The organism is Halanaerobium sehlinense (assembly GCF_055379485.1).
Window position 1 is genome coordinate 2576898 of record NZ_AP042442.1, and the last position, 25750, is coordinate 2602647.

A 25750-nucleotide genomic window follows, 5' to 3' on the forward strand; every position below is an offset into this window, starting at 1 on the left:
ATACAAAAAATAAAAATTTTATCTATAATCCTGTAATAATTTTAAATCATTTTAAAATATTACATTTTTTCTGCTATAATTAGAAAAACCCTGACCACTTTAAAAAGTAATCAGGGCTTACAATTCTTGATTATAAAACTTTTATATGCTTTATAACTTAACGATATTTGCAGCTTGTGGGCCGCGGTCGCCTTCTACGATTTCGAATTCTACTTCCTGACCTTCTTCAAGGTTTTTGAAACCGTCTTCTTGAATTGCTGAGAAGTGTGCGAACACGTCGTCTCCGTCTTCTCTTTCAATAAATCCAAATCCTTTTTTCCCATCAAACCACTTAACTGTTCCTGTGTAAATCATTAAATTATTCCTCCTATTATTAACGATGGAAGTGTTACTTGTTTTTTGTTTTCCATCTTTTACAGTTTAGCATTATTAAATGCTCCTGTCAACAATTATTTCAAATTATTTTTTTCTTACTTTAAATTTAATTTTTATAGACCGGCATTTAGCCGCTCAATGACATCTTGTAACATAAATTACAATTTTCAATCCAATTTTGATCGGGTTAAAATAAAGCTAATAGCTTAGAAAAACTCTGTCCAATTGAATGAACAGAGCCTTAAATTCATAAAACTATCTATGCTTTATAATTTAACGATATTAGCAGCTTGTGGGCCGCGATCGCCTTCTACGATTTCGAATTCTACTTCCTGACCTTCTTCAAGGTTTTTGAAACCGTCTTCTTCAATAGCTGAGAAGTGTGCGAACACGTCGTCTCCGTCTTCTCTTTCAATAAATCCAAATCCTTTTTTCCCATCAAACCACTTAACTGTTCCTGTGTAAATCATTAAATAAATTCCTCCTAATTTTTAACGATGGAAATCTTACTTGTTTTTTTCTCCATCTCCTGTAGTATAGCATTCTGAGATATCACTGTCAAGGATTATTTAAAATTATTTTGGTTTTTCTCTTTTTTTCTCATTCTTTCTCTTTATTTTAAGTTGATTTAATTCAAGAGGCGCTTTGCTCTGGTTGACTTCTCCTATAATTTCTTTTTAAAATAAATTATTAAAGCTCCCAAATTTAAGGAAATTAGCAACCAGACGAGCTGTTTCCTCCTGATAATGGATATCTTTATGGCCATAAGGAAGCACAACAAATTCTTTAAGACCCGAAATTCTAACCGATTCCACTCTGATTCGCCCGTCATTTTCTTTTCTTAAAAGCTTACCCAAAAAAAGATTGCTGTTGTTGCCTGCAATTGCTGCTATTTCAAAATCCTCCGCAGCTGTCAGATCTAATTTTTTAACATTTTCAACTTCAATTGAAGCTAGAGTTTTAAAAATATCTGTAACAGGTTTAAAATACTTTTTAGCAAAATAAGCAAGCCGACTCCCTCTATTAGGAGAAGCTATTAAAACTATCCTGCCAATTTTATCTTTATATTCAGTAACTGCTAAAAATCTTCTGATTAAAAGTCCACCGGTGCTGTGGCCGACGAAATTAATCTCCTCTCCTATTTGAGATTCTGCAATGATTTTTTCCACTTCACTTTTAAAAAGCGGCAGGATCGATTTTAACTTTTCAAAAGTCAGGGGCAGATTAAATGTATGTACTTCAAAATTTTCTTTTTCTAGTTCATATTTTAGAGCAAACATATCTCTTTCATTTTTGAAATAGCCGTGAACTAAAATGACTTTTTTCTTCATCTTGTCTTCACCTCATTTGCTTCTGTTTCCAACATTATCAATTAACACTTCATTTTACCAGAACCTCATTAAATTTAGAAAATAATTTTTAAATATTTCTGAATATTGAAGCAAATTAGTCATAATTATGATAAAATATAATTAACATAATTATTAAAAGGGGTGCAGAAAAATGAAATATAATAAATTAATTAAAATATTAGTTTTTTCTTTATTTATTGTATTATTATTTATTACCGGAAGCAGAGCAGAAAACAATAACCCTGACACTCCATTAATTGAAGAAAATAAAATATATATTTTTGGTCTTAAAACCTGTTCTTACTGTCAAAATGCTCGCAAAGAAATTGGAAACCTTGCTGCTAAAAATAATTTAGATTTTTCTTATCTTGACCTGCAGGTGAAAAGTAATGAAGAGAAATATTTAGCTATAAGAGATAAATTAAATATTCAGAGTGGGAATGTACCTCTAATAATAATAAATAATCAATACTGGGTTGGCTACAGAAAAGATACTTTGTCTAATCTTCATGTCTATTTAATTTCAAAAAATATGATTAATATTGAAAATCTAAAAGCAAAAGGAACAATGTTAGAAATACAAAATAAAAATCAAACTGAAGCTGATCAAGGAACTTCGACAAAAGAAAATATTATAAATCAAATTGCTGTTAATGAAGAAAAAAGTATCATATCTTCATTTTTAGATACCCAGAATTTAGAAAATAACAATTTGCTGTTTTCAACAATTCTAATTGGAACTATAGATGGATTTAATCCCTGTTCTCTCTGGATGCTGACACTGCTTTTAGGTTTTTTAATTCACTCAAATTCTAAAAGCAAAATGTTATTAGTTGGTTTAAGCTTTTTAGTCACAACTGCTGCCATCTATGGTTTGTTTATGGTAGGAGTTTTTAAAAGTATAAATTTAATCAGCAATTTAAGATATTTAAATATCTTAACTTCAGTTTTTATCTTAATTTTTGGTATTGTTAATTTAAAGGAATATTTTTATTTCAAAAAAGGAATATCCACAACCATTTCAGATGAAAATAAAAATAAGTTAATTAAAAAAATGAGAAATATAGTTACAGCAGATAAAGGAAAACCTTTTATTGTTTTAATGACAATTATTGTTGCTGCAACAGCTGCTGTTGCAGAACTCCCCTGTACGTCTGGTTTCCCTGTAATCTGGTCTAAAATTCTTGATTTAAATGGTATTCAAACCTTTAATACTCAATACCAAATGTTACTTGCTGCCTATCTGTTGTTTTATTTATTTGATGAAATAGTTGTATTTGGTGTTATTTTCAAAACTTTAAAAATAAAAAAGATGAGCCTCAAGACAGCAAAACAAATGAAGCTGTTTTTAGGCTTAATGATGAGTATTATCGGTATAGATTTACTATTTGCTTTTGGTTATGTCACTTCATTTTCTGGACTAATAATTATCACCCTTTTAACTACTGTGGTTTATTACCTGGTAATCTCTTTGAAAAAGACAGCATGATATTTACCTTTATATAATTCTTAAGCTTCTACTTTAAAATATTCTAAAATCTCTTTTATATTCTCTTTTTCTGTAAAATCAACAGGTTCATCATAGGCAGCAAGCATTCCTTTTTCCTCTGCTGTCATTTCCTCTCCTTTTTTCTTTTTGCTATTTAGCTTCCATTTCATAATGCTCATTAATACTTTATCTTTAAATCCTAACTTGCTGTAATCAAAGCCTCCACGCAGATAGAAAAATTTAAAATGCTTTTGTTCTTCTGAGGTGAAATTTTTATTTTTCACCTCTTCAATAACCTCCTGCTTAGCAGAGGAAGCACCAGTAGCAAAAACAGCTGTCTTTTTGTCCTGCAGCTCCTTAATATTCTTTTTAACAAAATCTGCTCCATTAATTCCCACAGCATAAAGGCTGCCGCCAAAGATAAAGGCATCATATTCTTTAAGTTTCTCTTTTTTGATTTCAGTTCCTGGAATAATGTCTGCTTCTAATTCTTCAGCTAACCACTCTGCATATTTTTTTACAAAACCAGTTTTGGACCAATAAACAATCAAAATTTTCATCTTGCTAACCTCTTTTCCTGAATTATTAATTAATGCTTGAGCTTTCAATGCTATAATTAACTCTAACTTTCTTTTTTCCTGCCTGAGCAGCTTTTTAATTTCAATCTGAATTTGTTTTATCATTATCTGCTTAAATGATATACTAAAAATAGGAAATATATAATATTATTATATCTTTTGGAGGGGAAAAAATTGAGACATCATTTATACAATCCTGATTATGATTTTGTCAAAGAACCTGCTGACTTTGACCAAAATAGTGATCGAAAACTGCTGCAGTTTTGTCTGGGAGCCACACTTTATACCCCAGGCACCAAAGATATTAAAAAAGATTTAGTTAACAAAGATAAACTAATTGGGCTGACTTCTTTAGTTTTAGATTGTGAAGATGCTATTTCCAAATCTGAGCTAAACACAGCTGAGGAAAATATAATTAATATTTTGGATTATCTGGTAGAAGCAAAAGCTGAAAATGAGTCTGGAAATTTAGAAGTTCCCTTAATCTTTATTCGGGTTAGAAACATTGAACACTTTATACAATTTTCTCAAAAACTCTCAAATAAGCATTTTGAAGTACTCAGCGGCTTCAACTTTCCCAAATTTGATACAAATAACGCCCAGGAATATCTAACTCAACTTGAAGATTTGAACAATAAGTATGATTCAGTAATCTATGCTATGCCAATTTTAGAGAGCAGAGAACTTGCCTATTCAGAAAAAAGGATTCAAAACTTAAAAACTCTAAAAAATATACTTGCTCCTTATAAAAAGCTGATCTTAAATATTAGAGTCGGAGGAGCTGATTTTTCTTCACTTTTTTCTTTAAGAAGAGGAGCTGATTTTACAATTTACGATTTAGCTCCTGTTAAAGAATGTCTAACTAATATTATCAATCTTTTTAATAGAGCTGAAGATTATTATATTCTTTCCGGACCTGTTTGGGAGTACTTTTCTGCAGCTAATAGCTCAAATCTAAGCAAAAAACAGGTGAATCATTTCTATTCAAAATTATTGAATCATGAAAATTTTATCAATAAATCAATAGATGGATTATTAAGGGAAACAATAATGGATCAATTAAATGGTTTTATAGGTAAAACAATTATCCACCCCTCCCAGATTAGATATGTAAATGCCCTCCAGGCAGTGACTGAAGAAGAATATCTTGATGCTAAACAAATAATAGGTTCTGAGTCAGAAGGTGTGCTAAAAAGCTTGAGCGGCAATAAAATGAACGAAATAAATCCCCACCACAGCTGGGCAGAAAAAATAATCTGTAAGGCTGAGGCATATGGAGTAATCAAAGATAGATCTGAATATCCAAATTTAATCTTCGGTAAAAAAGGCCAGAACTAATGTCTGGCCTTTTAAAGGAGGGGGTATATGAAAAAAATATAATTTCAAATTACTATTTTACTTTTTTGCTGATTTGTATCAGCTGATTGCCTGTTTTATCCTTTTTACAAATTGGCCCGCATTATTTAGCATTTCAGCTTCATTTTCTCCAGCCTGAACAGCTTCAATTAAGGCACTGCCAATAATAATTCCATCAGGATAATCAATTATTTTTTTTGCCTTTTCCGGGCCATCAATACCAAAACCCAATCCCAGCGGCAGTTTAGCTGCTGTTTTGCGAACCCGATTTAAATATGTTTCCAGTTCAGGATAAACCCCCTGCTGGTCATCACCAGTAGTCCCTAAATGGGCCACACAATAGAGAAAGCCTGAACTTTTAGCTGATATTTTCTTCAATCGCTGCTTGGAAGTGTTTGGGGTTACCAGCATAATCTGAGAAATATCAAATTCAGCCAGATATTTAAATAGATCTGCTCGCTCATCAACCGGTAGATCCGGAATAATCACCCCTGAAATTCCAGCCTTTGAAATATCTCGAGCAAATTCTTTTTCTCCATAATTTAAAATTGAATTATAATAACCCATTAAAACTAGCGGTACTTCAACTTTGTCCTGAATATCATCTAATTTTGATATTAAGTTCTTTAGAGTAGTGCCGGCTTTTAGCGCCCGCTGTGAAGCCGCCTGTATCACTGATCCATCAGCTAAAGGATCTGAAAATGGTATGCCAATTTCAATAATATCTACCCCGGCACCCTGCAGCTTATAGATCAATTTTTCTGTCATCTCAAGACTGGGATCACCACCACTGATATAGGTAATCAGAGCTTTTTTATTCTGAAATTGTGCTCTTATTTTATTCATCTTTTTCAGCCTCCCTGATCTTTTTGAAATTATTGATATCTTTATCGCCTCGACCGGAAAGATTGACAACTATCAGCTGATCCTGGTCGAGCTCTGGAGCCAGTTTTTCTAAATATGAAAGAGCATGTGAGCTCTCCAGAGCCGGAATAATCCCCTCTTTTTCACTTAATAATTTAAAAGCAGCTATTGCTTCCAGATCAGATGCTGAATGATATTTTACCCGCTCGACTGATTTCAAATAGCTGTGTTCCGGACCAACTCCTGGATAATCAAGACCGGCAGAAATAGAATAAGCTGGTATTACCTGACCATCATCATCCTGCAGCAGGTATGATTTGCTGCCGTGTAAGACTCCAACTCTACCGGCAGATAAAGTAGCTGCATGCCTGCCGCTTTCAATTCCTTTTCCTGAAGCTTCAATCCCAATTAAATTAACTGCCCGGTCCTCAACAAAGGGATAAAAAATCCCCATCGCATTACTGCCGCCGCCAACACAGGCTAAGATATAATCTGGCAGTCTGCCTTCTTTCTTTTTAAGCTGCTCTTTAGTTTCATCTCCTATAATTCGTTGAAAATCACGAACCATCTCCGGATAGGGATGAGGTCCAACTACAGAACCAATAATATAGTGAGTATCTTCGACATTTGTTACCCAGTCTCGAATCGCTTCGTTGGTAGCATCCTTCAATGTCTGGCTGCCGCTGGTTACTGGAACAACTTCTGCTCCCAGCATTTCCATTTTATATACATTAAGCGCCTGCCTTTCGATATCTTCAGCTCCCATATAGATTTCACAGTCTAAATTAAAGCGGGCTGCCACAGTTGCCGTTGCTACTCCATGCTGGCCAGCTCCAGTTTCAGCTATTATTCTTTTTTTACCCATCTTTCTGGCCAGTAAAATCTGACCTAAAGTATTATTAATCTTATGGGCCCCTGTATGATTTAAATCCTCACGCTTTAAATAAATCTTTGCTCCCCCATAGTGTTTAGTCAGCTGTTCTGCATAATATAAAGAAGTCGGTCTGCCGCTGTAGTCAGCCAGCAGCGACTTTAATTCATTAATAAAATCTGGATCATCTTTCAGCTCCAAATAAACTTCTTCCAGCTCATCTAAGGCAGGCATTAAAGTTTCTGGAACAAAACGTCCCCCAAATTTTTCAAAATAGCCTCTGCTCATCTCAACTACTCCTTTCAAATAAAATTTAATTGAATTTCAGTTTAAGTTCACCCTAATTTTGGGAGTGAAATCTTTTAATTTTCTCCACTGTTTTTTTAACCAGATGGTGATTTTTTTTACCCGGCTCATCTTCTACTCTGCTGTTAATATCAACAGCTAAGGGCTTCAGCTCTTTAAGAGCTTCCTCGATGTTATCTGCCCCCAGGCCTCCTGCGAGTATATACGGCAGCTCCAGACCACTAATTAGTGACCAGTCAAAACTCTGACCTGTGCCTCCACTCTGACTGCCAATTTTTGTATCAAAAAGAAGATAATCAGCACTTTCTTTATACTTATCAACTTGAGACAGATCCTCTTTAGCTGCAATAGAAATAGCCTTAATACTTTTCAAAACTGTTTTAGCGAGCATTTCTGGCTCTTCACTGCCGTGAAACTGAATATAGTCAAATAGACCACTATTTTCAATCTCTGCTAATTCTTCCGGTTCAGGATTAACAACAACTGCCACCCGACTAATAAATGGGGGCAGATTAAAGCTTAATTCTTTCACTTTTTCTAGATTTACCTGCCTTGGGCTTTTGGCCAGAATAAAACCCAGGGCGTCAACTCCAAGATTAACTGCATAAACTATATCTTCTCTGCAGGTCATTCCACAGAGTTTAATCATTGTTCTGTTTTCTGACAAAATATCCACCTCACAATCTCCGTTTTAAATATAGATCGAATTAAAATAGCCCGAGCTCTTTGATTTTAGCTGCTGGTGAATCTGCTCTCATCAATGTTTCTCCGATTAAAACTCCATCTACTCCAAGTTCTTTTAAAAAATTTATATCTTCTTTAGTCTTAATTCCACTTTCAGCAATTAGATAATAATTGTCGCGCTGACCAAGCTTCTCCAATTCTGCAGCTAGCTCGGCTGTTGTATTAAGATCAACACTGAAATCATTTAAATCACGATTATTAATTCCAATTATTTCAGCTTCAGTTTTTATAACTCGCTTTAACTCCTCCAGGCTGTGCACCTCAACTATCGCTTCCAATTTCAGCTTTCTGCAGAGATCCAAAAATTCATTTAACTCCTGCTCAGTCAAAATTGCTGCAATTAAGAGCACCACATCAGCTCCGATAAAAAAACTCTCATAAATCTGCAGGGGATCAATAATAAATTCCTTCCTTAAAATCGGCAGCTCAGTCAATTCTCTCATATGCTGCAGAATCTGATTGCTTCCCTGGAAAAATTTATGGTCAGTTAAAATTGAAATCCCTGCAGCACCTGCCTCTTCATAGGCGCTAAGCTGAACAGCTGGATTAAAATCGGGCTGAATCAGCCCTTTGCTGGGCGAGGCCTTTTTAATTTCTGCCAGCAGTGAAATCTTATCTGCAGCTAATTTTTCTTTTAATGATCTTCTTTTTCTTTTAAGTTTTTTTACTTCTTCTCTTTTATGAGCTACAATTTGATCTAAAATCATTAGGATACTACCCTGGAGCTGCACCCGAGTGAATTACTGCACTCAATCAATTCTTTTAACTTCTGCATAGCTTTTCCGCTGTCTATGATCTCAGCTGCCAGCTGTACACCCTCCCGCAGACTCTCAACTTTATTCTCTACTAAAAATGCTGCTGCTGAATTAAGCAGAATCACATCTCTTTTAGAACCTTTTTTACCCTGTAAAATATCTAAGGTGATTTCTTTATTCTCTTCTGGATCTCCACCTAAAATTGACTTCAGTGGTGCAGCTTTAAGCCCGGCATCTTCTGCTCTAAAATTATATTCTCTGACTTTACCATCTTTTAAATAAGCAGTTTTATTTTCTCCGGCCAGAGAAAACTCATCTACTCCACCGGCACCATAAACAACCATTGCTGATTTTAAGCCTAAGTTTTTAAGCACCTGGGCCAGCGGCATTACCAATTCCTCTTTATAGACTCCCAGTATCTGATAATCAGCCTCTGCTGGATTGGTCAGTGGGCCTAAAATATTAAAGATTGTTCTTAAACCAAGTTCTCTGCGGGGGCCAATCGCATATTTCATTGCCTGATGAAAATGAGGTGCAAATAGAAATGAAATCCCAATCTGATCAAGACATTTCCCTGCTGCCTCAGGACTTAAATCAATTTTCACTCCCAAAGCTTCCAGCAGATCAGCACTGCCGCTTTTTGAAGAAACTGAGCGGTTGCCGTGTTTGGCAACATTCAAACCACCGGCTGCCATTACCAGAGCTGTGGTTGTAGAAATATTAAAGGTTCCCTTCTCATCACCGCCGGTTCCACAGCTGTCAATTAAATCTCTGGCCTGAGTTTTTACTCCAGCTGCCTTACTGCGCATTACATTCGCTGCTCCGGTTATCTCAGCTATTGTTTCTCCCTTCATCCTCAGCCCAACCAGAAAAGCTGCCAGCTGACTGTCTGTAGTTTTTCCCTCCATCACCATTGACATTGCTTCTTCCATCTCGGCTAATGTTAAATCCTCTCTGCTCACTACTTTATCTAAATGCTTATTAAACATCTACTCTCCTCCTCTAAAACTAGTTCTCATCTCAGCTAATTTTTGAAAATAATCTTGCTAAAATCTTTATAATCTATTAAAATAAAAATATTTTAGTCTCTTCTCTAAATTAAAGCTCTAAAAAATTCTTAATCAAATCTCTGCCGGCCTCAGTTAAAATTGATTCTGGATGAAATTGAACTCCATAAATTGAATATTTTTTATGCCGCAGAGCCATAATTTCACCTTCCTCACTTTCTGCCAGCACCTCAAGCTCTGGGCTTAAGCTTTTTTGATCAACTATCAACGAATGATAGCGAGCTGCCAAAAATCCGTCTTCAACCCCAGCAAATAGTTTATCAGTTTTAGTTTTTTTAATTGCCGAAGTTTTACCATGCACTATTCGATCTGCTTCAACTACCTCTGAACCAAAAACTTCTCCTATACACTGATGACCAAGGCAGACTCCCAAAATATCAATTTTATCTTTAAAATACTCAATTAATTCTTTTGAAATTCCAGCCTCATCAGGCCGTCCAGGACCAGGAGAAATTATAATTTTATTTGGAGCCATAATTGCTGCATCCTGAACACTCAATTTATCATTGCGCAGAACCTTTACCTGGTCAAATTCTTCCAGCAAATGGACTAAATTATAGGTAAAGGAATCATAATTATCAATTACTAAAATCACGGATACCATCCTCTCTGACCACTTTCAGAGCGTCAAATAGAGCCCGCCCTTTGTTAAGTGTCTCCTGATATTCTTTAATCGGATCAGAATCAGCTACAATTCCGGCTCCAACCTGTAAGTTAAGCCTGCCTTCGACTAAGGAAAAAGTCCTGATTGTAATACAGCTGTCTAAATTACCGTTGAAGCTTAAATAGGCTACAGTGCCTGCATAAATTCCCCGTGCATCCTTTTCAAGTCCATCAATTAGTTCGACTGCCTTGATTTTAGGAGCACCGGAAACCGTACCAGCCGGGAAAACTGCCTTCAGTACATCCAGACTGTCCAATCCCTTTTTCAAATCAGCCTTTACCTGAGAAACAATATGCATTACCTTGGAATATAATTCAACCTGCATCAATTCTGTGACTTCAACACTTCCGGGAGCCGCAATCCGGCTTAGATCATTACGTCCGAGGTCTAAAAGCATTGTATGTTCAGCCCTTTCTTTCTCATCATTTAAAAGGTCCATTTTCAGCTCTTGATCTTCTCTGCTGTCTTTTCCTCGCGGTCTGGTCCCTGCCAGCGGCCTGGTCATCACCCTTTGACCTCTAACTCTAACCAGCACTTCCGGTGAAGAACCAATAATTTTGTTTTCGGGAAAATTCAAATAAAAAGAATAAGGTGAAGGGTTTACTGACCTTAAAGCCCGATAAATCTTAAAAGGAGGCAGATCATTTTCTATTGAAAATTTCTGTGACAGTACAATTTGAAAAATATCCCCTGCTTTAATATGAGCTTTTGCTTTTTCCACCATTTTCTTATATTCTCTTTTGGTGGTATTTGATTTCAATTCTTTTTTATCTCTGTTTTCCAAATTGATTTTTCTCGGCTTCAATTTGGAACTGCTGTTTTCGATTTCAGCTTTTACCTGTTTAATTTCTTCTTTAGCCTGCAGGTATATTTCTTCCTTTTCTTTTCTGCTTAAATCTTGATCCAATTCAAGATTATTGATAATTTTTACCGTATTGTGCAGATGATCATAGGCAATAATAATTTTTGTCATCACCAGCAGACTCAGAGGAGTATTATCTTTTTTCAATTCTTTATCTGCTTCTAAATGATAAATATCTTCCCATTTTTCTATCATCTCATAGTTAAAATAACCAACAAAGCCTCCGGAAAATGGAGGTAGCTTTTCATTTTCATAAACTTTAAGCTTTGCTAACTGCCGCTGAAGATAAGGAACTATCTCCTGAGCAATCAAATTTTCTTTTTTATCAGCTTTAATTACCTCTAAATGGTCATTATAGTTTTTGATAACCGCTGCCGGCTTAAGACCAATAAAAGAATAGCGATCATTTTTCGAACTCTCTAAAAGATAAGTATAATCTTTTCCCAAAGCTAATTTCTTATATAAAGAAATTGGAGTTTCAGTGTCTGCAATGAATTCGTCATAAATTGGAATCAAATTATATTCTGCTGTTAGTTCTAAAAACTCTTCTCTGCTCTTCATCTCTTTCCTCCTCAACTCTAAAATTTCTGCCCTAAAATCAAAAAACGGCCAGAGCTTAATTAAAAGCCTGACCGTAGTTATCTTAAAGTAAGAGATTTCTTAGTTAAATATAAATTCAAACCGTTAATTTTTAGCTACCTCCCCAATAAACAGGAAAAACAGACTTAATTAATTCAGCTTAAATTTAAATACCAGGAGCTAAATACCTCTAGATATTTTAACTAAAAACAAAAAGCCACGTTTATATAAATAGATATAAACCTGGCCCATTAAATGCAATATTGGCTCTGCTAATCTCATCTCTAACTCTGCTCTACTAATCTGGGCTCTTCTCATCTCGAATTTTTTCAAGTATATATTATTAATTAAGTTTTGTCAAGAAAAATTTAGTTAACCTAGAGAAACATCTAAAAACATCATAACAGCAAAACCGAGCATTAAACCGGTAGTTGCTAAATGACTGTTTCCTTCTGAATTTGCTTCAGGTATTAACTCTTCTCCTACTACAAAGATCATTGCCCCAGCGGCAAATGCTAACGCATAAGGTAGTATTGGTCTCATATAATAGACTGCCGATGCACCCATAACACCAGCTATTGGCTCAACTGCACCCGAAAATTGACCATACATAAAACTTTTATTTGAAGAAAGCCCTTCTCTTTTTAGTGGTATAGATACGGAAGCTCCTTCTGGAAAATTCTGCAGACCAATACCAACTGCCAGAGCAACTGCACCAGCGATTGAAGCAGATGGTATATTAGCAGCTACTGCTCCAAAAGCAACTCCGACTGCTAAACCTTCTGGAAAATTATGTAGAGTAACTGCAAGTACTAAAAGAACACTTCTCTGCCATTTAGTTTTAATTCCCTCTGGCTCACTGTTTGCTAACGCAGGATGTAAGTGAGGTAAAACAGAATCAATCAATCGCAAAAATAATCCTCCAGCTAAAAATCCAATGACTGCTGGAATCCAGCCGGGTACCCCCTGGTTTTCTGAAATCTCTATTGCCGGGGCCAGCAAAGACCAGAAACTGGCTGCTATCATTACTCCAGCAGCAAAACCGAGCATGGAATCAAGAAGTCTACGATCTACATCAGTAAAAAAGAAAACGACTCCAGCTCCTAAAGCTGTAACGAGCCAGGTAAATAATGTAGCCAACAGAGCCTGAGTTATAGGTGATAAACCGCTTAAAATTTCAATAATCATTTTAAACATCTCCATTTCTAATTTATTTTTCAAAATTATTATAACTCAATTATTTTATAAAATTAAAATGAAAAAGCACTAGAATAGAAGCAAGCTTACTGCCATTACACCCATTCCAGCTATAAAACCATAAATCTCCTGATGTTCTTTACCATACTTTCTAGAAGTCGGCAAAAGCTCATCAATAGAAATGTAAACCATAATTCCTGCTACAGTTCCAAAAAGAAATCCAAAAACCATATCATTAAAAAATGAACGCAGTACAAAATAACCGATTAAAGCACCAAAAGGCTCCGCCAAACCAGAAACAAATGAGTAAAACAAAGCTTTTCTTTTACTTCCAGTGGCATAATATATAGGAACTGAAACTGAAATCCCTTCAGGTATATTATGGATTGCAATAGCTATTGCAATAGAAATACCAAGAGCTGGATCACTTAATGCTGCGGCAAAAGTTGCCAAACCTTCTGGAAAGTTATGGATTGCAATTGCTAGAGCAGAAAAAGCTCCCATTCTTTCTAAATTCTCATGGCCGTCAAAATCATCAGCTTTCAAATGAGAAAGATCACTATCAGATCTAGGTTCATGTGGGTTTTCATATTCTGGTACCAGCTTATCAATTAAAGCAATAATTAAAATACCCACAAAAAATGAGAGAACAGTTATCCACTGTCCTTTGGCTGGACCATAATATGAGACTAAAGATTCCTCTGCCTTAAAAAATATTTCTACAAAAGAAACATAGATCATAACCCCAGCTGAAAAGCCTAAGGAAATAGATAAAAAAGAAGCATTTCTCTTTTTACTAAAAAAAGCAAGAATACTCCCAATTCCCGTAGATAAGCCGGCAAAAAGGGTTAACAAAAAAGCTAAGACCACTGGATCCATCTTATCTCTCCTTTCAAAATAAATTTTTAATATATTTATATAATTATGATTTCAATATTTCTATCTTCAGTAGTAATTATTGATTACTATTTATATCATACATCAAATAAAGTAAAATTAAAAGATATCTTTTTCTATTGACATTTTAACATAAATAAAGTATGATATAAATAAGAATTTATATAAACAAGTATTTATATCGAGGTGATAATAATTAATAATAAGGATATAAATAAATTATCTAATCTATTTCAATTATTAGCAGAAAAAAATAGATTAAAAATTATTTTTGCTTTAGAAGACAAGGCTTTATCAGTTACAGAAATAACGAAAATAACGGAATTGTCTCAGCCTTTAGTATCTTTTCATTTAAAAGCTTTAAATGAAGCTGGATTAATTCAAAAGTTTAGAAAATCATCATTTGTCTATAATAAGTTAGTTAATGAAAATCTACTCTTTTTAATCAAAAGCTTTCTTAATTTTAGCGCTGAGCAATTTGAAGAAAACGAAAATCAAGATAGTTTTAAATTTCCCTTTCCACCGTCTTTTCCGCCCTGGAAATAATCATTTAATCAAACTCAATTGGAGGTGTTTAATATGTCAGTAGGTTGTTGTGGAGAAAGCGAAAGCAAAGAAAATAATGGAGGTAATAATATGATGCCAGATATGGCTAAAAAAATGATGTCCAAAATGCAAAATAACAGCTTTAGTCCTCAAGAAATGTGTGCAAAAATGACTGCTTCGATTGAAAAAACAGCAAAATTGGCTGGTCAGGCAAACGATGAAGTTCAAATGTTATTTGAAGAATGGGCAGAAGAAGTTGAAAAAGAATTATTAGTAATTTTCGAAGATAATTCTCAGGCTGATAATAAGAATTTTGATGCTGCTGAAATTGCTGGTCAGCTAAAAGTTAGTGAAGAAACAGTGCTTTTCTTTTTAAGCAGATTGATTAAAGATAAAAAAATCGAAGTAGTTAAACTAAAAATAAATTAAAATTTCAATCAAGGAGGTTTTAGTATGCCCTTTTTCTTTAGTGGTTTCTGGATGCTGCCAATGTTTATTATGCCAATAATGGCATTTTTAATGGTCTTCGTTCTCTATAAAAAAGGATTTTTTAATGTTATTTTTGAACAGTTTGATAATCATAAACAACATTCTGTTTTAAATCAGGATAATCTGCTCGAAAACAAAGATGTTTTAGAAATTATTAAATTGAGATATGCAAAAGGAGAAATATCGACTGAGGAATATCACACACTAAAAAATGAATTAAGCAACTAACGTTTATAAGGGCCCAACTATAGTTGGGCCCTTAATAATATATTTTCAATTTATAGAATCCCAAAACCTATAAGCAATACGGTCATTATCACTGCATTAGCAAAATAGCTGTGTATATTATTAAAAGCAATCCAAATGATCTGCTGATGGCTTCAAAGAACTTAAATCTAATATAAATAATTAAAATGGAAGCACTTTCATTAATCAAGTTTTTCTGATATAATTTAAGCGAAAGGTAGGTGGATATTTTGAAAAAATATTTTGAAGTTGATGAATGGAAGGTTATTGAGAATGGTTTTGATAAAGATTATAACCGAGTTACAGAAAGCGTTATGAGTCTGGGTAACGGTCATATGGGGCTTCGTGGTAATTTTGCTGAAAATTACTCTGGAGACAGCCTGCAGGGTACATATATTGCTGGTGTCTATTATCCTGATAAGACTATAGTTGGTTGGTGGAAAAATGGTTATCCGGAATATTTTGCTAAAATTGCTAATGCTGCCAACTTTATCGGTATAAATTTACAAATAGATGGTACAGAAATTGATTTAAATAAAGTTGATTTTAGTAATTTTAAAAGGGTATTAAATATGAAAGAGGCTTTTTTGAAAAGATCTTTTATTGTAGAGCTGGAAAACAATCGGGTTGAAATTATAGAAAAAAGATTTTTAAATCAAAAAAATAAAGAACTGGCTGCCCTCAAGTATCAAATTCGCCCTCTTGATCAAGCTGCTGAAATAGTTTTAATTCCCCACCTTGATGGTGATGTCAAAAATGAAGACGCAAATTATGATGAGTTTTTCTGGGAAGGGCTAGAAAAGGAAAATAATAAAGGTAAAGCTCTGCTTTCAATGAAGACCAGAAAGTCTGATTTTGTTGTAGCTTCCGCTATGAATTGGGATTTAAATAAAAAAGAACGCCAGGTTGAGCTGCTTACAGGACCGGGAGATGAAAATTATGTAGGCAATAAAATAACGCTTAAAGCTGAGGCAGGAGAACAAATTGAGTTAAATAAATATATTGCTGTCTGCACCAGCAGAGACTATGAAGAAGATTTAGTCAGCGAAAAAGCAGAAAAAAAGGCTGCTGAAGCAGAATTTAGAGGCTTTGAAGATCTTTTTACAGAACATAAAGAAGCCTGGGCCAAAATCTGGCAGGAAAGTGATATTAAAATTAAAGGTGATCCAGAAGCTCAGCAGGGAATTCGCTTCAACATCTTTCATCTTAACCAAACCTATACAGGTCATGACCCCCGCTTAAATATCGGCCCTAAAGGATTTACTGGAGAAAAATACGGTGGTCTAACTTACTGGGATACAGAGGCTTACTGTCTTCCCTTCTATCTTTCAACCCACAGTGAAGATGTTTCGCGAAATCTTTTATTATACAGATATAATCACTTAGAAAAAGCAGTAGAAAATGCTGATAAATTAGATTTAGAAGGTGCTCTTTACCCAATGGTGACAATCAATGGTGAGGAATGCCACAACGAATGGGAAATAACCTTTGAGGAAATTCACCGTAATGGAGCTATCGCTCATGCAATTAAGGATTATGTAGATTATACAGGTGATGAAAAATATATTAAAGAATATGGGATTCCAGTTTTAGCGCAGATTTCACGATTCTGGGCTGACAGGGCTCATTTTAACCCCCGCAAAGATAAATATATGATTCTGGGAGTAACAGGACCAAATGAGTATGAAAATAATGTCAACAACAACTGGTATACTAACCGGATTGCAGTCTGGACCCTAAATTATACACTTGAAAATTTAAAAAAGATCAAAGAAAATGATCCTGCTAAATATCAAGAATGGCTTGCTGAACTGGAACTTGAAAATTCTGAGCTTGAATTATGGCAGGATATGACTGAAAAAATGTATTATCCTTATCTTGACGAATTTGATGTTTACGCTCAACAGGATGGGTATCTTGACAAGGAGCAGAAGTTAGTTTCAGACCTGGAGGAAGAAGATATTCCTCTGCATAAAAACTGGTCCTGGGATAGAATTTTACGCTCCCCTTATATTAAACAGGCAGATGTGCTCCAGGGAATTTATTACTTCAAAGAAGATTTTGATCGAGACAGCATAGCTCGTCACTATGATTTTTATGAGCCACGTACTGTCCATGAGTCTTCACTTTCTCCCTGTATTTATTCGATTCTGGCAGCTGATCTCGAACGAGAAGAAAAAGCCTATCAGCTTTATTTAAGAACTGCCCGCCTGGATCTTGATAACTACAATACTGATACAGATGATGGTCTGCATATTACAAGCATGGCTGGAACCTGGATGTCAATTGTTAAAGGCTTTGCCGGTTTTAAAGTGCAAAATGATCAGGTAGAATTTAGACCATTTTTACCAGATTCCTGGGATGGCTTTAACTTTATGATTATCTTTAGAGGCCGCAGAATTGAAGTTGATGTTGAGCAGAAAGAAACTACTTTTTCTTTAGAAACTGGGCCTGACTTAAAAATTAAAGTTTATGATCAGGAATATCTACTAAGCCAAAATGAAGAAATTGTAGTTGAAAAATAAAATAATCATTCAGAAAAGAATAAACAATAAAACTAAATTAAAAAGCAAAAGCTCCAGCAGAATTTAAAATTAATCTCGCTGGAGCTTTTCTTATATCTCTTTTTTAATTAAATCTTTAAATTCTTTTAAACTACCCCGCCATTCTATTTGGTAATCACTGCCTTGTCTTTCAATTAATTTATCTTCAATAATAAAAGTTTTGATACCTAACTTGGCAGCTGCAGCATCTTCTTTTAAGTCATTACCAATCATCAAACAGTTTTCAGGATCTGCATTAATTTTTTCTAAGATCTCCTGGTAATAATTTGGATTTGGTTTAGAATAACTCATGTTTTCATAATGGGTTAAAAGCTCAAAATCAGCTGGATCAATACCTGTCCAGCTAAGCCTCTTTTCAACTGCCTCTTTCGGAAAAAGAGGATTTGTTGCTAAAACAAGCTTTTTTCCCTGTTTTTTTAGATACTCAATAATTTCTAAAGGAGTTTCCCTATCAATTTCAAAATATTTACCTAAGGCCTCAAACTTATTTTGATAGAACTGATCAAATCGCTCCTTTATTTGCTCAGCCTTAGCCTGTTTATCAACACCTATTTTTTCCATAAAGTCTTCCATAAAAACCTGCTGATTGCTTGAACCCCCATCATTTTTTATCATTTTCTGGGTAGAAGCTACTAAAAGATTAATAAAATCGCTTTGATCAGTACATAAATCCTGAAATTCGGAAGAGAGGGCTCCAAAATAATATTTCAAAAACTCTTCTGTTTCAATTGTTAAGAGTGTTCCATCTAAATCAAAAAGAAAAACATCTTTATCTTTAAACAAAATTTAACCTCCCTCTATAATTCTGGTTATATAAACTGCTTAGTTTAATGCTCAATGCTAAAACTTTTCCATCAGCGGCAGAAAATCTGTTTCATCAACTAAAATATCTACAAACTGTTTTAAATATTTTCGATCAAGTTCATCAAAACGTGCTTTTTGAGGACTGTCAATATCTAGAACTGCTATAACTTCTCCGGCAACTATTATCGGCAGAACAATCTCTGATTTAGAATTTGGATCACAGGCAATATGGCCGGGAAACTGATGTACATCTTCTACCAGCATTATTTTGCGCTGAGAATATGATGTACCACAGACCCCTTTATCTTCCTCAATCCGAACACAGGCTGTTTTACCCTGAAATGGCCCCAAAACAAGCTGGTCATTTTTCCAAATATAATAGCCAGCCCAATTAATATCGTCCATAAATTCAAATAAAAGGGCTGAACTATTTGCTAAATTGGCCAGCCAATCTCCTTCCGGTTGAATTAAAGCTTTTAAAGCCTGATTCATTTCCTGCAGCTTTTCTTCTTTCTTAAACACTATAATCATTCCTTTCTCTATTTTAAATTATAAGTTAAATACTTAAAAATAATGGAACTAAAATTGGTACAAGTGTTGAAAGTACTGCTCCACTAATAAAGGCTGGAATTACAACCGCTTCTCCGCCTGATTCCTTAACAAGAGGTAGGGTAACATCCATTGTTGTAGCTCCACCGGGTGCAATTGCTGCCAGGCTGCCGAAATATTTGGCAACTAAGGGCAGAATCATAACCGTCAAAAGTTCTCTAAAAACATTTGTCAAAAATGCCAGCGATCCCAATTCAGCACTATGTAATTTAGATATTAAAACTCCTGATAAACTGTACCAGCCAAAACCAGCTCCAACTGCAGCGGATTCGCCAACTGAAAAGTTAAATACAAAACCTATTAAAACAGTTCCTATAACAGAAGCTAAAGCAATTAAAACAGGAATTACAATCAATTTCCAGCCCATCAGCTTTAGGTCTTCAATAATTTCACGGCTGGCTCCAATATCAATCCCAACTCCGAATAAAAGTACAGCTAAAGAATAATTAGTTATTGAATCTAAAAGAGCTGTTTCTCCACCATTTAAGAGGAAATATCCTGCTAAAATACCAAAAACAACTGATCCAAAAATTAAGATTGTCATTGTATTATCAGCATTTTGATCTTCAATCTCTGCTTCTGTATCAGGATCAGCTCCGAGGAGCAGATTATTTAAGTCTAAAATCTTAACAAAAATTATGACCGCTAAAACACTAAAAATAATGCTGACTGCTGCAAAAACTAACGCCTGAAAGCCAATTTCTCCAAGCTGAAGAAAAATCTGATCATTACTTCCCAAATTAGCTCCCATTGCCAGCAGTAAAACTACAAGCCCGAATTTTGTTATTAGATCTGCAAATCTCACAAAATAATTTTTTTCATCTAAATTAAAACCTAATACGATCCCTGTGAATAAAAATAAAATTATTAAATAAAAATCCAACTCTACCCCTCCACCATTATTCTATATAATTTTTAGTAACATATTGAGAAGTCATTGCTCTTAACATTGCACTATAATTAATTTTAAAAGTTAAAAGATCTCCAACCTCTAAATTTTCTGCCACCTCAGTCACATCAGTTATTAAATGATCACTGCTGCACCCTAAAACTTCTACTCCTTCTAGTTCTGGATAAAGACCGTGATAATCTATATCCTGTTTACCAACTGCTAAAATTGCCCGCTGCCGCAGACCTTTATCAGCTATAACCTGGCCTCTTCCCTGGCCTCCAAAAGCCATCTCTCCCTCGGGGTTTGATGGTTTTTCTTTCAATTCAATTATTTCTGCTTTAAGGTGAAAATTATAATGATTAAATCCTTCAAGCAAAGTCTCATTTATAATATCTGTACCGAGAAGAACTGCCTCACCAACCCTTAAATTGCTTATTTCAGCTGCTAGATAGTCATCTGCTAAAAGTCTTAAAGTAGCGGTATTACCAGCAGACAAAATATCCAGCTCTCTTCCCAGCTCAGCTTCAAGTTCTTTTTTAATTTTTATTAATTTTTTTGTGTTATTTTCATCTGGAATAATCCCTGCAAAACAACCGAGATTAGTACCTATTCCCTTCAGTACTACATTTGGCATCTCTTCAATTTTTAGAGCCAGACCTGCTAAATCAGCAGCCAAAACACCTTCTCTTCTATCACCAATATCAACCATAACTATTAAATCCATTATTTTATCGACCTGCTGGGCCTCTTTCGATATCAGCTCAGCAGTTTTAAGCTCTGTCACCAAAGAAACATCTGTATATCGAACAATTTCTTCGATCTCAGAAGGCATTGGAATTCTGAGCATTAAAGCTTCTCCCTGATAACCAGCTTCTCTGAACTTAATTATATTTTCAATTCTAGAGTCGGCTATACTCTTGATTCCTGCCTGCTGATAAGCTTTAAAAACATTTGTGTCACCAGCCAGGCCTTTAACAACTGATGTTAATTTTATATTTTTTGCCTCTAACTTTTCTTTTAATTTAACTGCATTCTCTTCAATTTTATTTAGATAAATATCAAGCTCTGGATAATTCAATTAAAATCCTCCCCATAAAATAAGATTAATTTGCGATGTTTATAATTTATAATTATATTATACTCTACAATTGACAATTCTTCAATTATCAGCCTATAATTGAAAAAATCCCGACCAACAGGCCGGGATTAAATACTAACTAGCTATTATTAAAGTTTATTCGATATCGATTGTACGCTTTTTGACAGGAGTTTGTTCTAATTTTGGTAGATGGACTTTTAAAATTCCTTCATCATACTCTGCCTTAATTTCATCCTGGTCTACATTTTCCAGGTAAAAACTGCGTGTATATCTACCCTGTCTTCTCTCGCGACGAATATAGTTTTCTTTCTTTTCTTCTTTTTCTTCCTGATGCTCAGCTGAAATTGTTAGATAGTCATCATTAAGCTCGAGCTTGATATCTTCCTTTTTCATACCAGGCATTTCAGCTTCGATAGTATATTCGTCATCACTTTCTTTAATGTCAGCTCTAAAACTGCGTCCTGCAAAATCCATCACATCATCAAAGAAACCAGAGACCAAGCTGTTAAATGGATCTTCTTCTCTTTCAGCAACATCTCTCCGACTGCGGTTTCTAAATGGTACTAAATCAAACATAAAACCACCTCCGAATTTAATTAATATTATTTTTTTCACCTTTATTTTCTACTTTTATTATAAGGCTAAAGTCAAAGAAGGTCAAAAAACTACAGATGCTGCTTTTGTTTAATAATTTTCATTAAATTAATTTAGCTCTTTAAATCTCTTTTATTCTTAATTTTAAGAGAGAAATCTCTCCCCTTTAATAAAAGTTTTTTGAACTTTAAAATTACTATCAAAAATTACTAAATCAGCCTGATAACCAGCTTTAATCTTTCCTAACTTATGATCCAAACCCAATTTTTTTGCCGGATTTAAAGACACCATTTTAAATATTTCAGGAATCGACATTTCTGTTATTTCCATTAAATTGCGAACTGCCTGATCTAGAGTTAAAACACTACCAGCCAGCACACCAGACTCTAATCTCGCTGCACCAGCTTTAACAATTACCTTCTGCCCTCCCAATTCGTATTCTCCATCTTCCAGCCCGGTAGCTTCCATTCCGTCAGAAACTAAAATAACTTTATCTGCACCCTTAGCTTGGATTGTAAAGCGGTCTACTGCCTGATGATGGTGAATCAAATCAACAATTAATTCAACTGTGGAGTCAGAATCAAATGCTGCTCCAACAAGACCGGGTTTGCGGTGATGGAGACCAGTCATTGCATTGTATAAATGGGTAAAGTGATTCATTCCGGCTTGATAGGCCTCCTGAAACTCTTCGTATGTTGCGGCAGAGTGGCCGGCAGAAGCGGTTATATTATTTTCTTTAAGCTCTTTTATTAATTGAAGTGCACCATCAACTTCAGGTGCCATAGTTACAATTTCTACAATATCATAATAGTCCTGAAGCAGTTCTAAATCAGGTTTAATTAGATTTTCGCTATTTTGAGCTCCAATATAATCCGGACTAATAAAAGGTCCTTCAACATGAGTACCTAAGACTTGAGCTCCACTTAATCCCTGCTTTTTAGCCTGACGAATATTCTCTAAAGCAGAATGAATTTGATCTCTAGCCATTGTCATTGTTGTTGGCAGAAAGGCTGTCACACCATGTGCTGCCAGAACCTGGCTGATTTTACTTAGAGCTTCAGGAGAAGCATCCATGGTATCAAAACCGCCACCACCATGAATATGGGTATCGATCATTCCCGGGCTTAAATAACCCCCATCAGCATCAATGATCTCAGTGTCTGGTTCAGTTTCCAAATTATAAGCAGCTACTTTTTTAATTCCAGATTCAGAAAAAAGCAGAGAACCATTTCGAATAATTTTATCTTCTAAAATTATATTTGCATTTTTTATTAGTTTCTTCATTTATTTTCACCTCTGATTATAATTTATCGGAAGAATATTTATTTTTAAAGAAAATATACTACATTTTTAACCGATAAATTAAATTTCGCCTTTATTTAATTTTTATTCTTTCTTTTCATTAATCCCATTCTCATTATTTTCTTCATCTTCTTCAGCAAGAAGTTCACTATCAAACTCTGCATATTCTTCCAGTTTTTCTTTAACAGCAGTATGAACTTTTTCTGCCTCTTCTGCCAGCATAATCTCTAAAGCTTGATCTATCTCTTCGATACTGTAAAGATTAAATTCATCCTGCTCAACTGCAGTAATAACCTCTTCTGCCAGCATTAAATTATCCAGATTCCTCTGAGGGATAATAACCCCCTGCTCACCGGTTAAACCTTTGGCCTGACAGACTTTGAAAAAGCCTTCAATCTTTTCATTAACTCCACCAATTGGCTGGACAACTCCTTTTTGGTTCATTGAACCTGTTATGGCTATATCCTGTCTAATTGGAATCCCAGAGAGTGAAGATAAAAGAGCTACTACTTCAGCACAGGTTGCACTGTCACCATCTACACCGCCATAGCTCTGCTCAAAGGCAATAGAAGCTGTTAAGCTTAAGGGGTTATCCTGAGCATATTTACCACCTAAATAACCGGTTAAAATCATTACACCTTTGCTGTGGATCCTGCCGCTCATTTTAGCCTCACGTTCAATGTTAATTACACCTTCTTTGCCAAGATAACTGCGAGCTGTAATGCGAGCTGGACGACCAAAACTATAATTGCCTGCCTGATAAACAGAAAGCCCATTAATCTGACCAACTTCCTGACCGCTGACATCAAGCAGTAAATGATCACGATCTATCTGCTCCTGTATTTTTTCTTCGAGCAGATTTGAGCGCATTTCTTTTTCGTCAATCGCTTTTTTAACAGATTCAGCACTTACTACTTCTTCTCCATAGCTATCTGACCAAACATCAGATTCGTATAAAACCTCAATAATCTCATTAAACTTAGTTGATAATTTTTCGCGATCTCCTGTCAACCGGGAACTAAAATCAATCATTGCTGCCACTGCTCCCGAGCTAAATTCTTTGAGCTGATCTCTCTTAATTACTGAAGAAACAAAATCAGCAAACTTAGCAATATTTTCTTTGTTTCTGGTCATTTCAGTGTCAAAATCAGCTTTAATTTTAAATAACTCAGAAAACTCATCATCATAATTATAGAGTAAATAATAAACATATGGAGAGCCGATCATTATTATTTTTAGATCGAGTTCTACAGCTTCAGGTTTTAAAGTAATAATTGGAACACTTCTGTATTGTTCTCCTATATTCTCAACAGTTATTTCTTGATTAATTAGCGCTCTTTTTAAAGTATCCCAGCAAAAAGGATTTGTCAGCAGATCCTTAGCATGAACAATTAAGAAACCACCATTGGCTCTATGCAGAGAACCACTCCTAATCATTGTAAAATTGGTAGTTATTGTTCCAAACTGACTCTTACCCTCAATCTTACCAAATAAATTATAGTAAGTAGGATTTTTTTCATAAATTACAGGTGCTCCATCAGTTTTGCTGTTATTAACAAAAATATTTATTTGATAACGAACAAAAAAGCTCCCATCCTCATCCTGCTGCATTGCTAGAAAAGGATTTTGCTGATCAGAATCATCATTATTGCGAAAACGATCAATATTATCTACAATATCATCCTGAACTTCTTCTAAATATTCTACAATTTCTTTACAACACTCATATTTATCTTTCAGATGACAAATAATTGGCTGAACTACTGAAATACCTATCTTTTTTTCTAAAGCTCCCAGTTCATCTTGAGCCTTTTCTTTGATAGTACGAATTTCACGCATCACCTGAGATATTTCATTTTGAATTTTTTGACTTTCACTGCGAACTTTCTCTTTTTTTTCTTCATCCATCTCCTGGAATTTATCACGAGATATAGGATCCCCATCTTCATCAACAGGAACAGGTACTAACCCCTGAGAAGTATTCTGCAGAATAAATCCTCTTTCTCTAACTGAACTTTCAAACTCCTGCATTAGTTTATTAGATTTGGGTTGATACTCATTTAAAATCTCTTTTCTTTCTTTATCATATTCCTCACCTTCAAAAGCACGAGGTATTTCCTCCTGTAATTCTTCTATAATTTTATCCATATCTTCTTTTAAATCATTTCCCATTCCAGCTGGAACCCTCATAACTCGCGGCACCTCTGGTTCTGAAAAATTAAAAATATATAAAATGTCCTTAGGCTGGTCCATTTCTGCTGATTTTTCCTCTGCCATATTTTCAGCATATGTTGATTTTCCAGTTCCAGACTCACCGGCCATAAAAATATTATAACCATTTTTATTAACTCTCATTCCAAAATCAAGAGCGGATGCTGCTCTATTTTGACCAATAATCTCCTCATCAATTGCAGAAAGTTCTTTGGTAGTGTCAAAATCTAATTTTTCAGCGTTAAAATTATAATTCAACTTGGATTTAGAAATTTTATATTTATCCATTTTATACACTCCTCTGCATTTAATCTAATCATTTTATGATATACGAAAATTCTGACTAAATCTCTTTAATTAATACTTTCGTCAAAAATTAAATATATCCTGCTTTGAAAAAATTGTTTCGGTAAAATCAAACTTCACCTTTAGCTTAAT

Annotated in this window: 26 protein-coding genes; 6 read left to right on the forward strand and 20 right to left on the reverse strand. The window is 34.7% G+C overall.

Annotated features, from left to right (window positions below; all coding sequences use genetic code 11):
• Positions 1–150 precede the first annotated feature (150 nt).
• The 3 genes from ACZ446_RS12580 to ACZ446_RS12590 all read right to left on the reverse strand — a co-directional run bounded on the left by ACZ446_RS12580 (position 151) and on the right by ACZ446_RS12590 (position 1706).
• Positions 151–351, reverse strand: a complete 201-nt coding sequence (locus ACZ446_RS12580) for a cold-shock protein (protein WP_202943528.1) — start codon at positions 349–351, stop codon at positions 151–153.
• A 290-nt stretch (positions 352–641) separates the two neighbouring features.
• Positions 642–842 carry a cold-shock protein gene (locus tag ACZ446_RS12585; protein ID WP_208107117.1) on the reverse strand — a complete coding sequence of 67 codons (201 nt, stop codon included), beginning with the start codon at positions 840–842 and terminating at the stop codon, positions 642–644.
• 210 nt (positions 843–1052) lie between these two features.
• Entirely contained in the window at positions 1053–1706 is a 654-nt protein-coding gene (locus tag ACZ446_RS12590; protein WP_464392897.1) for an alpha/beta hydrolase, read from the reverse strand.
• A 172-nt stretch (positions 1707–1878) separates the two neighbouring features.
• Between ACZ446_RS12590 and ACZ446_RS12595 the strand changes: the two genes are divergently transcribed.
• The gene (locus tag ACZ446_RS12595) at positions 1879–3216 is read left to right on the forward strand and encodes a hypothetical protein (protein WP_464392898.1); all 1338 of its coding nucleotides are present in this window, start codon (positions 1879–1881) and stop codon (positions 3214–3216) included.
• Positions 3217–3236: 20 nt separating this feature from the next.
• Here ACZ446_RS12595 and ACZ446_RS12600 read toward each other — a convergent pair whose 3' ends face one another.
• Positions 3237–3776 carry a flavodoxin domain-containing protein gene (locus tag ACZ446_RS12600; RefSeq protein WP_464394409.1) on the reverse strand — a complete coding sequence of 180 codons (540 nt, stop codon included), beginning with the start codon at positions 3774–3776 and terminating at the stop codon, positions 3237–3239.
• A 192-nt stretch (positions 3777–3968) separates the two neighbouring features.
• Between ACZ446_RS12600 and ACZ446_RS12605 the strand changes: the two genes are divergently transcribed.
• Positions 3969–5132, forward strand: coding sequence for an HpcH/HpaI aldolase/citrate lyase family protein (locus ACZ446_RS12605; RefSeq protein WP_464392899.1), 1164 nt, complete (start codon positions 3969–3971; stop codon positions 5130–5132).
• Positions 5133–5210: 78 nt separating this feature from the next.
• On the opposite strand, the gene trpA is transcribed toward ACZ446_RS12605, so the two are convergent.
• From trpA to zupT, 9 genes are all read right to left on the reverse strand, one after another.
• Positions 5211–5996: a tryptophan synthase subunit alpha gene (gene trpA, locus ACZ446_RS12610; RefSeq protein WP_464392900.1), complete on the reverse strand. Its 786-nt coding sequence runs from the start codon at positions 5994–5996 to the stop codon at positions 5211–5213.
• Positions 5989–7173, reverse strand: a complete 1185-nt coding sequence (gene trpB / locus ACZ446_RS12615; RefSeq protein ID WP_464392901.1) for a tryptophan synthase subunit beta — start codon at positions 7171–7173, stop codon at positions 5989–5991. Before trpB ends, trpA begins: the two co-directional genes overlap by 8 nt.
• Positions 7174–7225: 52 nt before the next feature.
• Positions 7226–7867 carry a phosphoribosylanthranilate isomerase gene (locus ACZ446_RS12620; RefSeq protein WP_464392902.1) on the reverse strand — a complete coding sequence of 214 codons (642 nt, stop codon included), beginning with the start codon at positions 7865–7867 and terminating at the stop codon, positions 7226–7228.
• 31 nt (positions 7868–7898) lie between these two features.
• A complete protein-coding gene (gene trpC / locus ACZ446_RS12625; RefSeq protein WP_464392903.1) occupies positions 7899–8642 on the reverse strand; it encodes an indole-3-glycerol phosphate synthase TrpC in 744 nt (247 codons plus the stop codon).
• Positions 8642–9679 carry an anthranilate phosphoribosyltransferase gene (trpD, locus tag ACZ446_RS12630; protein WP_464392904.1) on the reverse strand — a complete coding sequence of 346 codons (1038 nt, stop codon included), beginning with the start codon at positions 9677–9679 and terminating at the stop codon, positions 8642–8644. The genes trpC and trpD overlap by 1 nt, the downstream gene beginning before the upstream one ends.
• Before the next feature lie 109 nt (positions 9680–9788).
• Positions 9789–10352, reverse strand: a complete 564-nt coding sequence (locus ACZ446_RS12635) for an anthranilate synthase component II (RefSeq protein WP_464392905.1) — start codon at positions 10350–10352, stop codon at positions 9789–9791.
• Entirely contained in the window at positions 10336–11844 is a 1509-nt protein-coding gene (gene trpE, locus ACZ446_RS12640) for an anthranilate synthase component I (RefSeq protein ID WP_464392906.1), read from the reverse strand. Before trpE ends, ACZ446_RS12635 begins: the two co-directional genes overlap by 17 nt.
• A 390-nt stretch (positions 11845–12234) precedes the next feature.
• Positions 12235–13050, reverse strand: coding sequence for a ZIP family metal transporter (locus ACZ446_RS12645; protein ID WP_464392907.1), 816 nt, complete (start codon positions 13048–13050; stop codon positions 12235–12237).
• A gap of 78 nt (positions 13051–13128) precedes the next feature.
• Complete coding sequence (gene zupT, locus ACZ446_RS12650; RefSeq protein ID WP_464392908.1) at positions 13129–13938, reverse strand: zinc transporter ZupT; 810 nt, start codon at positions 13936–13938, stop codon at positions 13129–13131.
• Positions 13939–14142: 204 nt separating this feature from the next.
• On the opposite strand from zupT, the gene ACZ446_RS12655 reads away from it, so the two are divergent.
• The 4 genes from ACZ446_RS12655 (at position 14143) to ACZ446_RS12670 (ending at position 17762) form a co-directional block, all read left to right on the forward strand.
• Entirely contained in the window at positions 14143–14502 is a 360-nt protein-coding gene (locus ACZ446_RS12655; protein WP_464392909.1) for an ArsR/SmtB family transcription factor, read from the forward strand.
• A 33-nt stretch (positions 14503–14535) separates the two neighbouring features.
• Complete coding sequence (locus ACZ446_RS12660) at positions 14536–14931, forward strand: hypothetical protein (protein WP_464392910.1); 396 nt, start codon at positions 14536–14538, stop codon at positions 14929–14931.
• Between the two features lie 24 nt (positions 14932–14955).
• Positions 14956–15219, forward strand: a complete 264-nt coding sequence (locus tag ACZ446_RS12665) for an SHOCT domain-containing protein (protein WP_464392911.1) — start codon at positions 14956–14958, stop codon at positions 15217–15219.
• Positions 15220–15467: 248 nt separating this feature from the next.
• Positions 15468–17762, forward strand: a complete 2295-nt coding sequence (locus ACZ446_RS12670; protein WP_464392912.1) for a family 65 glycosyl hydrolase domain-containing protein — start codon at positions 15468–15470, stop codon at positions 17760–17762.
• Positions 17763–17852: 90 nt separating this feature from the next.
• Here the strand turns inward: ACZ446_RS12670 and ACZ446_RS12675 are convergent, their stop codons facing one another.
• From ACZ446_RS12675 to ACZ446_RS12705, 7 genes are all read right to left on the reverse strand, one after another.
• The gene (locus ACZ446_RS12675; protein WP_464392913.1) at positions 17853–18584 is read right to left on the reverse strand and encodes an HAD family hydrolase; all 732 of its coding nucleotides are present in this window, start codon (positions 18582–18584) and stop codon (positions 17853–17855) included.
• A gap of 57 nt (positions 18585–18641) precedes the next feature.
• Entirely contained in the window at positions 18642–19136 is a 495-nt protein-coding gene (locus ACZ446_RS12680; RefSeq protein ID WP_464392914.1) for a GAF domain-containing protein, read from the reverse strand.
• Positions 19137–19161: 25 nt separating this feature from the next.
• The gene (locus ACZ446_RS12685; RefSeq protein ID WP_464392915.1) at positions 19162–20097 is read right to left on the reverse strand and encodes a LysO family transporter; all 936 of its coding nucleotides are present in this window, start codon (positions 20095–20097) and stop codon (positions 19162–19164) included.
• A 16-nt stretch (positions 20098–20113) separates the two neighbouring features.
• On the reverse strand, positions 20114–21184 hold the full coding sequence (locus ACZ446_RS12690) for an alanine racemase (protein WP_464392916.1): 1071 nt from the start codon (positions 21182–21184) through the stop codon (positions 20114–20116).
• A 156-nt stretch (positions 21185–21340) separates the two neighbouring features.
• A complete protein-coding gene (locus ACZ446_RS12695) occupies positions 21341–21781 on the reverse strand; it encodes an Hsp20/alpha crystallin family protein (protein WP_464392917.1) in 441 nt (146 codons plus the stop codon).
• Positions 21782–21943: 162 nt separating this feature from the next.
• Positions 21944–23083, reverse strand: a complete 1140-nt coding sequence (gene nagA / locus ACZ446_RS12700) for an N-acetylglucosamine-6-phosphate deacetylase (RefSeq protein ID WP_464392918.1) — start codon at positions 23081–23083, stop codon at positions 21944–21946.
• A gap of 102 nt (positions 23084–23185) precedes the next feature.
• On the reverse strand, positions 23186–25600 hold the full coding sequence (locus ACZ446_RS12705; protein WP_464392919.1) for a Lon protease family protein: 2415 nt from the start codon (positions 25598–25600) through the stop codon (positions 23186–23188).
• Positions 25601–25750: the final 150 nt, after the last annotated feature.

What these genes read in the sequence shown, in the direction of transcription:
- trpA (WP_464392900.1), bottom strand. Translation starts at nt 5,996, where the DNA reads ATGAATAAAATAAGAGCACAATTTCAGAATAAAAAAGCTCTGATTACC.
- ACZ446_RS12645 (WP_464392907.1), bottom strand. Translation starts at nt 13,050, where the DNA reads ATGATTATTGAAATTTTAAGCGGTTTATCACCTATAACTCAGGCTCTG.
- ACZ446_RS12695 (WP_464392917.1), bottom strand. Translation starts at nt 21,781, where the DNA reads ATGTTTGATTTAGTACCATTTAGAAACCGCAGTCGGAGAGATGTTGCT.
- ACZ446_RS12665 (WP_464392911.1), top strand. Translation starts at nt 14,956, where the DNA reads ATGCCCTTTTTCTTTAGTGGTTTCTGGATGCTGCCAATGTTTATTATG.
- trpC (WP_464392903.1), bottom strand. Translation starts at nt 8,642, where the DNA reads ATGATTTTAGATCAAATTGTAGCTCATAAAAGAGAAGAAGTAAAAAAA.
- ACZ446_RS12680 (WP_464392914.1), bottom strand. Translation starts at nt 19,136, where the DNA reads ATGATTATAGTGTTTAAGAAAGAAGAAAAGCTGCAGGAAATGAATCAG.
- ACZ446_RS12600 (WP_464394409.1), bottom strand. Translation starts at nt 3,776, where the DNA reads ATGAAAATTTTGATTGTTTATTGGTCCAAAACTGGTTTTGTAAAAAAA.
- ACZ446_RS12595 (WP_464392898.1), top strand. Translation starts at nt 1,879, where the DNA reads ATGAAATATAATAAATTAATTAAAATATTAGTTTTTTCTTTATTTATT.
- trpE (WP_464392906.1), bottom strand. Translation starts at nt 11,844, where the DNA reads ATGAAGAGCAGAGAAGAGTTTTTAGAACTAACAGCAGAATATAATTTG.
- nagA (WP_464392918.1), bottom strand. Translation starts at nt 23,083, where the DNA reads ATGAAGAAACTAATAAAAAATGCAAATATAATTTTAGAAGATAAAATT.
- zupT (WP_464392908.1), bottom strand. Translation starts at nt 13,938, where the DNA reads ATGGATCCAGTGGTCTTAGCTTTTTTGTTAACCCTTTTTGCCGGCTTA.
- ACZ446_RS12660 (WP_464392910.1), top strand. Translation starts at nt 14,536, where the DNA reads ATGTCAGTAGGTTGTTGTGGAGAAAGCGAAAGCAAAGAAAATAATGGA.
- ACZ446_RS12705 (WP_464392919.1), bottom strand. Translation starts at nt 25,600, where the DNA reads ATGGATAAATATAAAATTTCTAAATCCAAGTTGAATTATAATTTTAAC.
- trpB (WP_464392901.1), bottom strand. Translation starts at nt 7,173, where the DNA reads ATGAGCAGAGGCTATTTTGAAAAATTTGGGGGACGTTTTGTTCCAGAA.
- ACZ446_RS12590 (WP_464392897.1), bottom strand. Translation starts at nt 1,706, where the DNA reads ATGAAGAAAAAAGTCATTTTAGTTCACGGCTATTTCAAAAATGAAAGA.
- trpD (WP_464392904.1), bottom strand. Translation starts at nt 9,679, where the DNA reads ATGTTTAATAAGCATTTAGATAAAGTAGTGAGCAGAGAGGATTTAACA.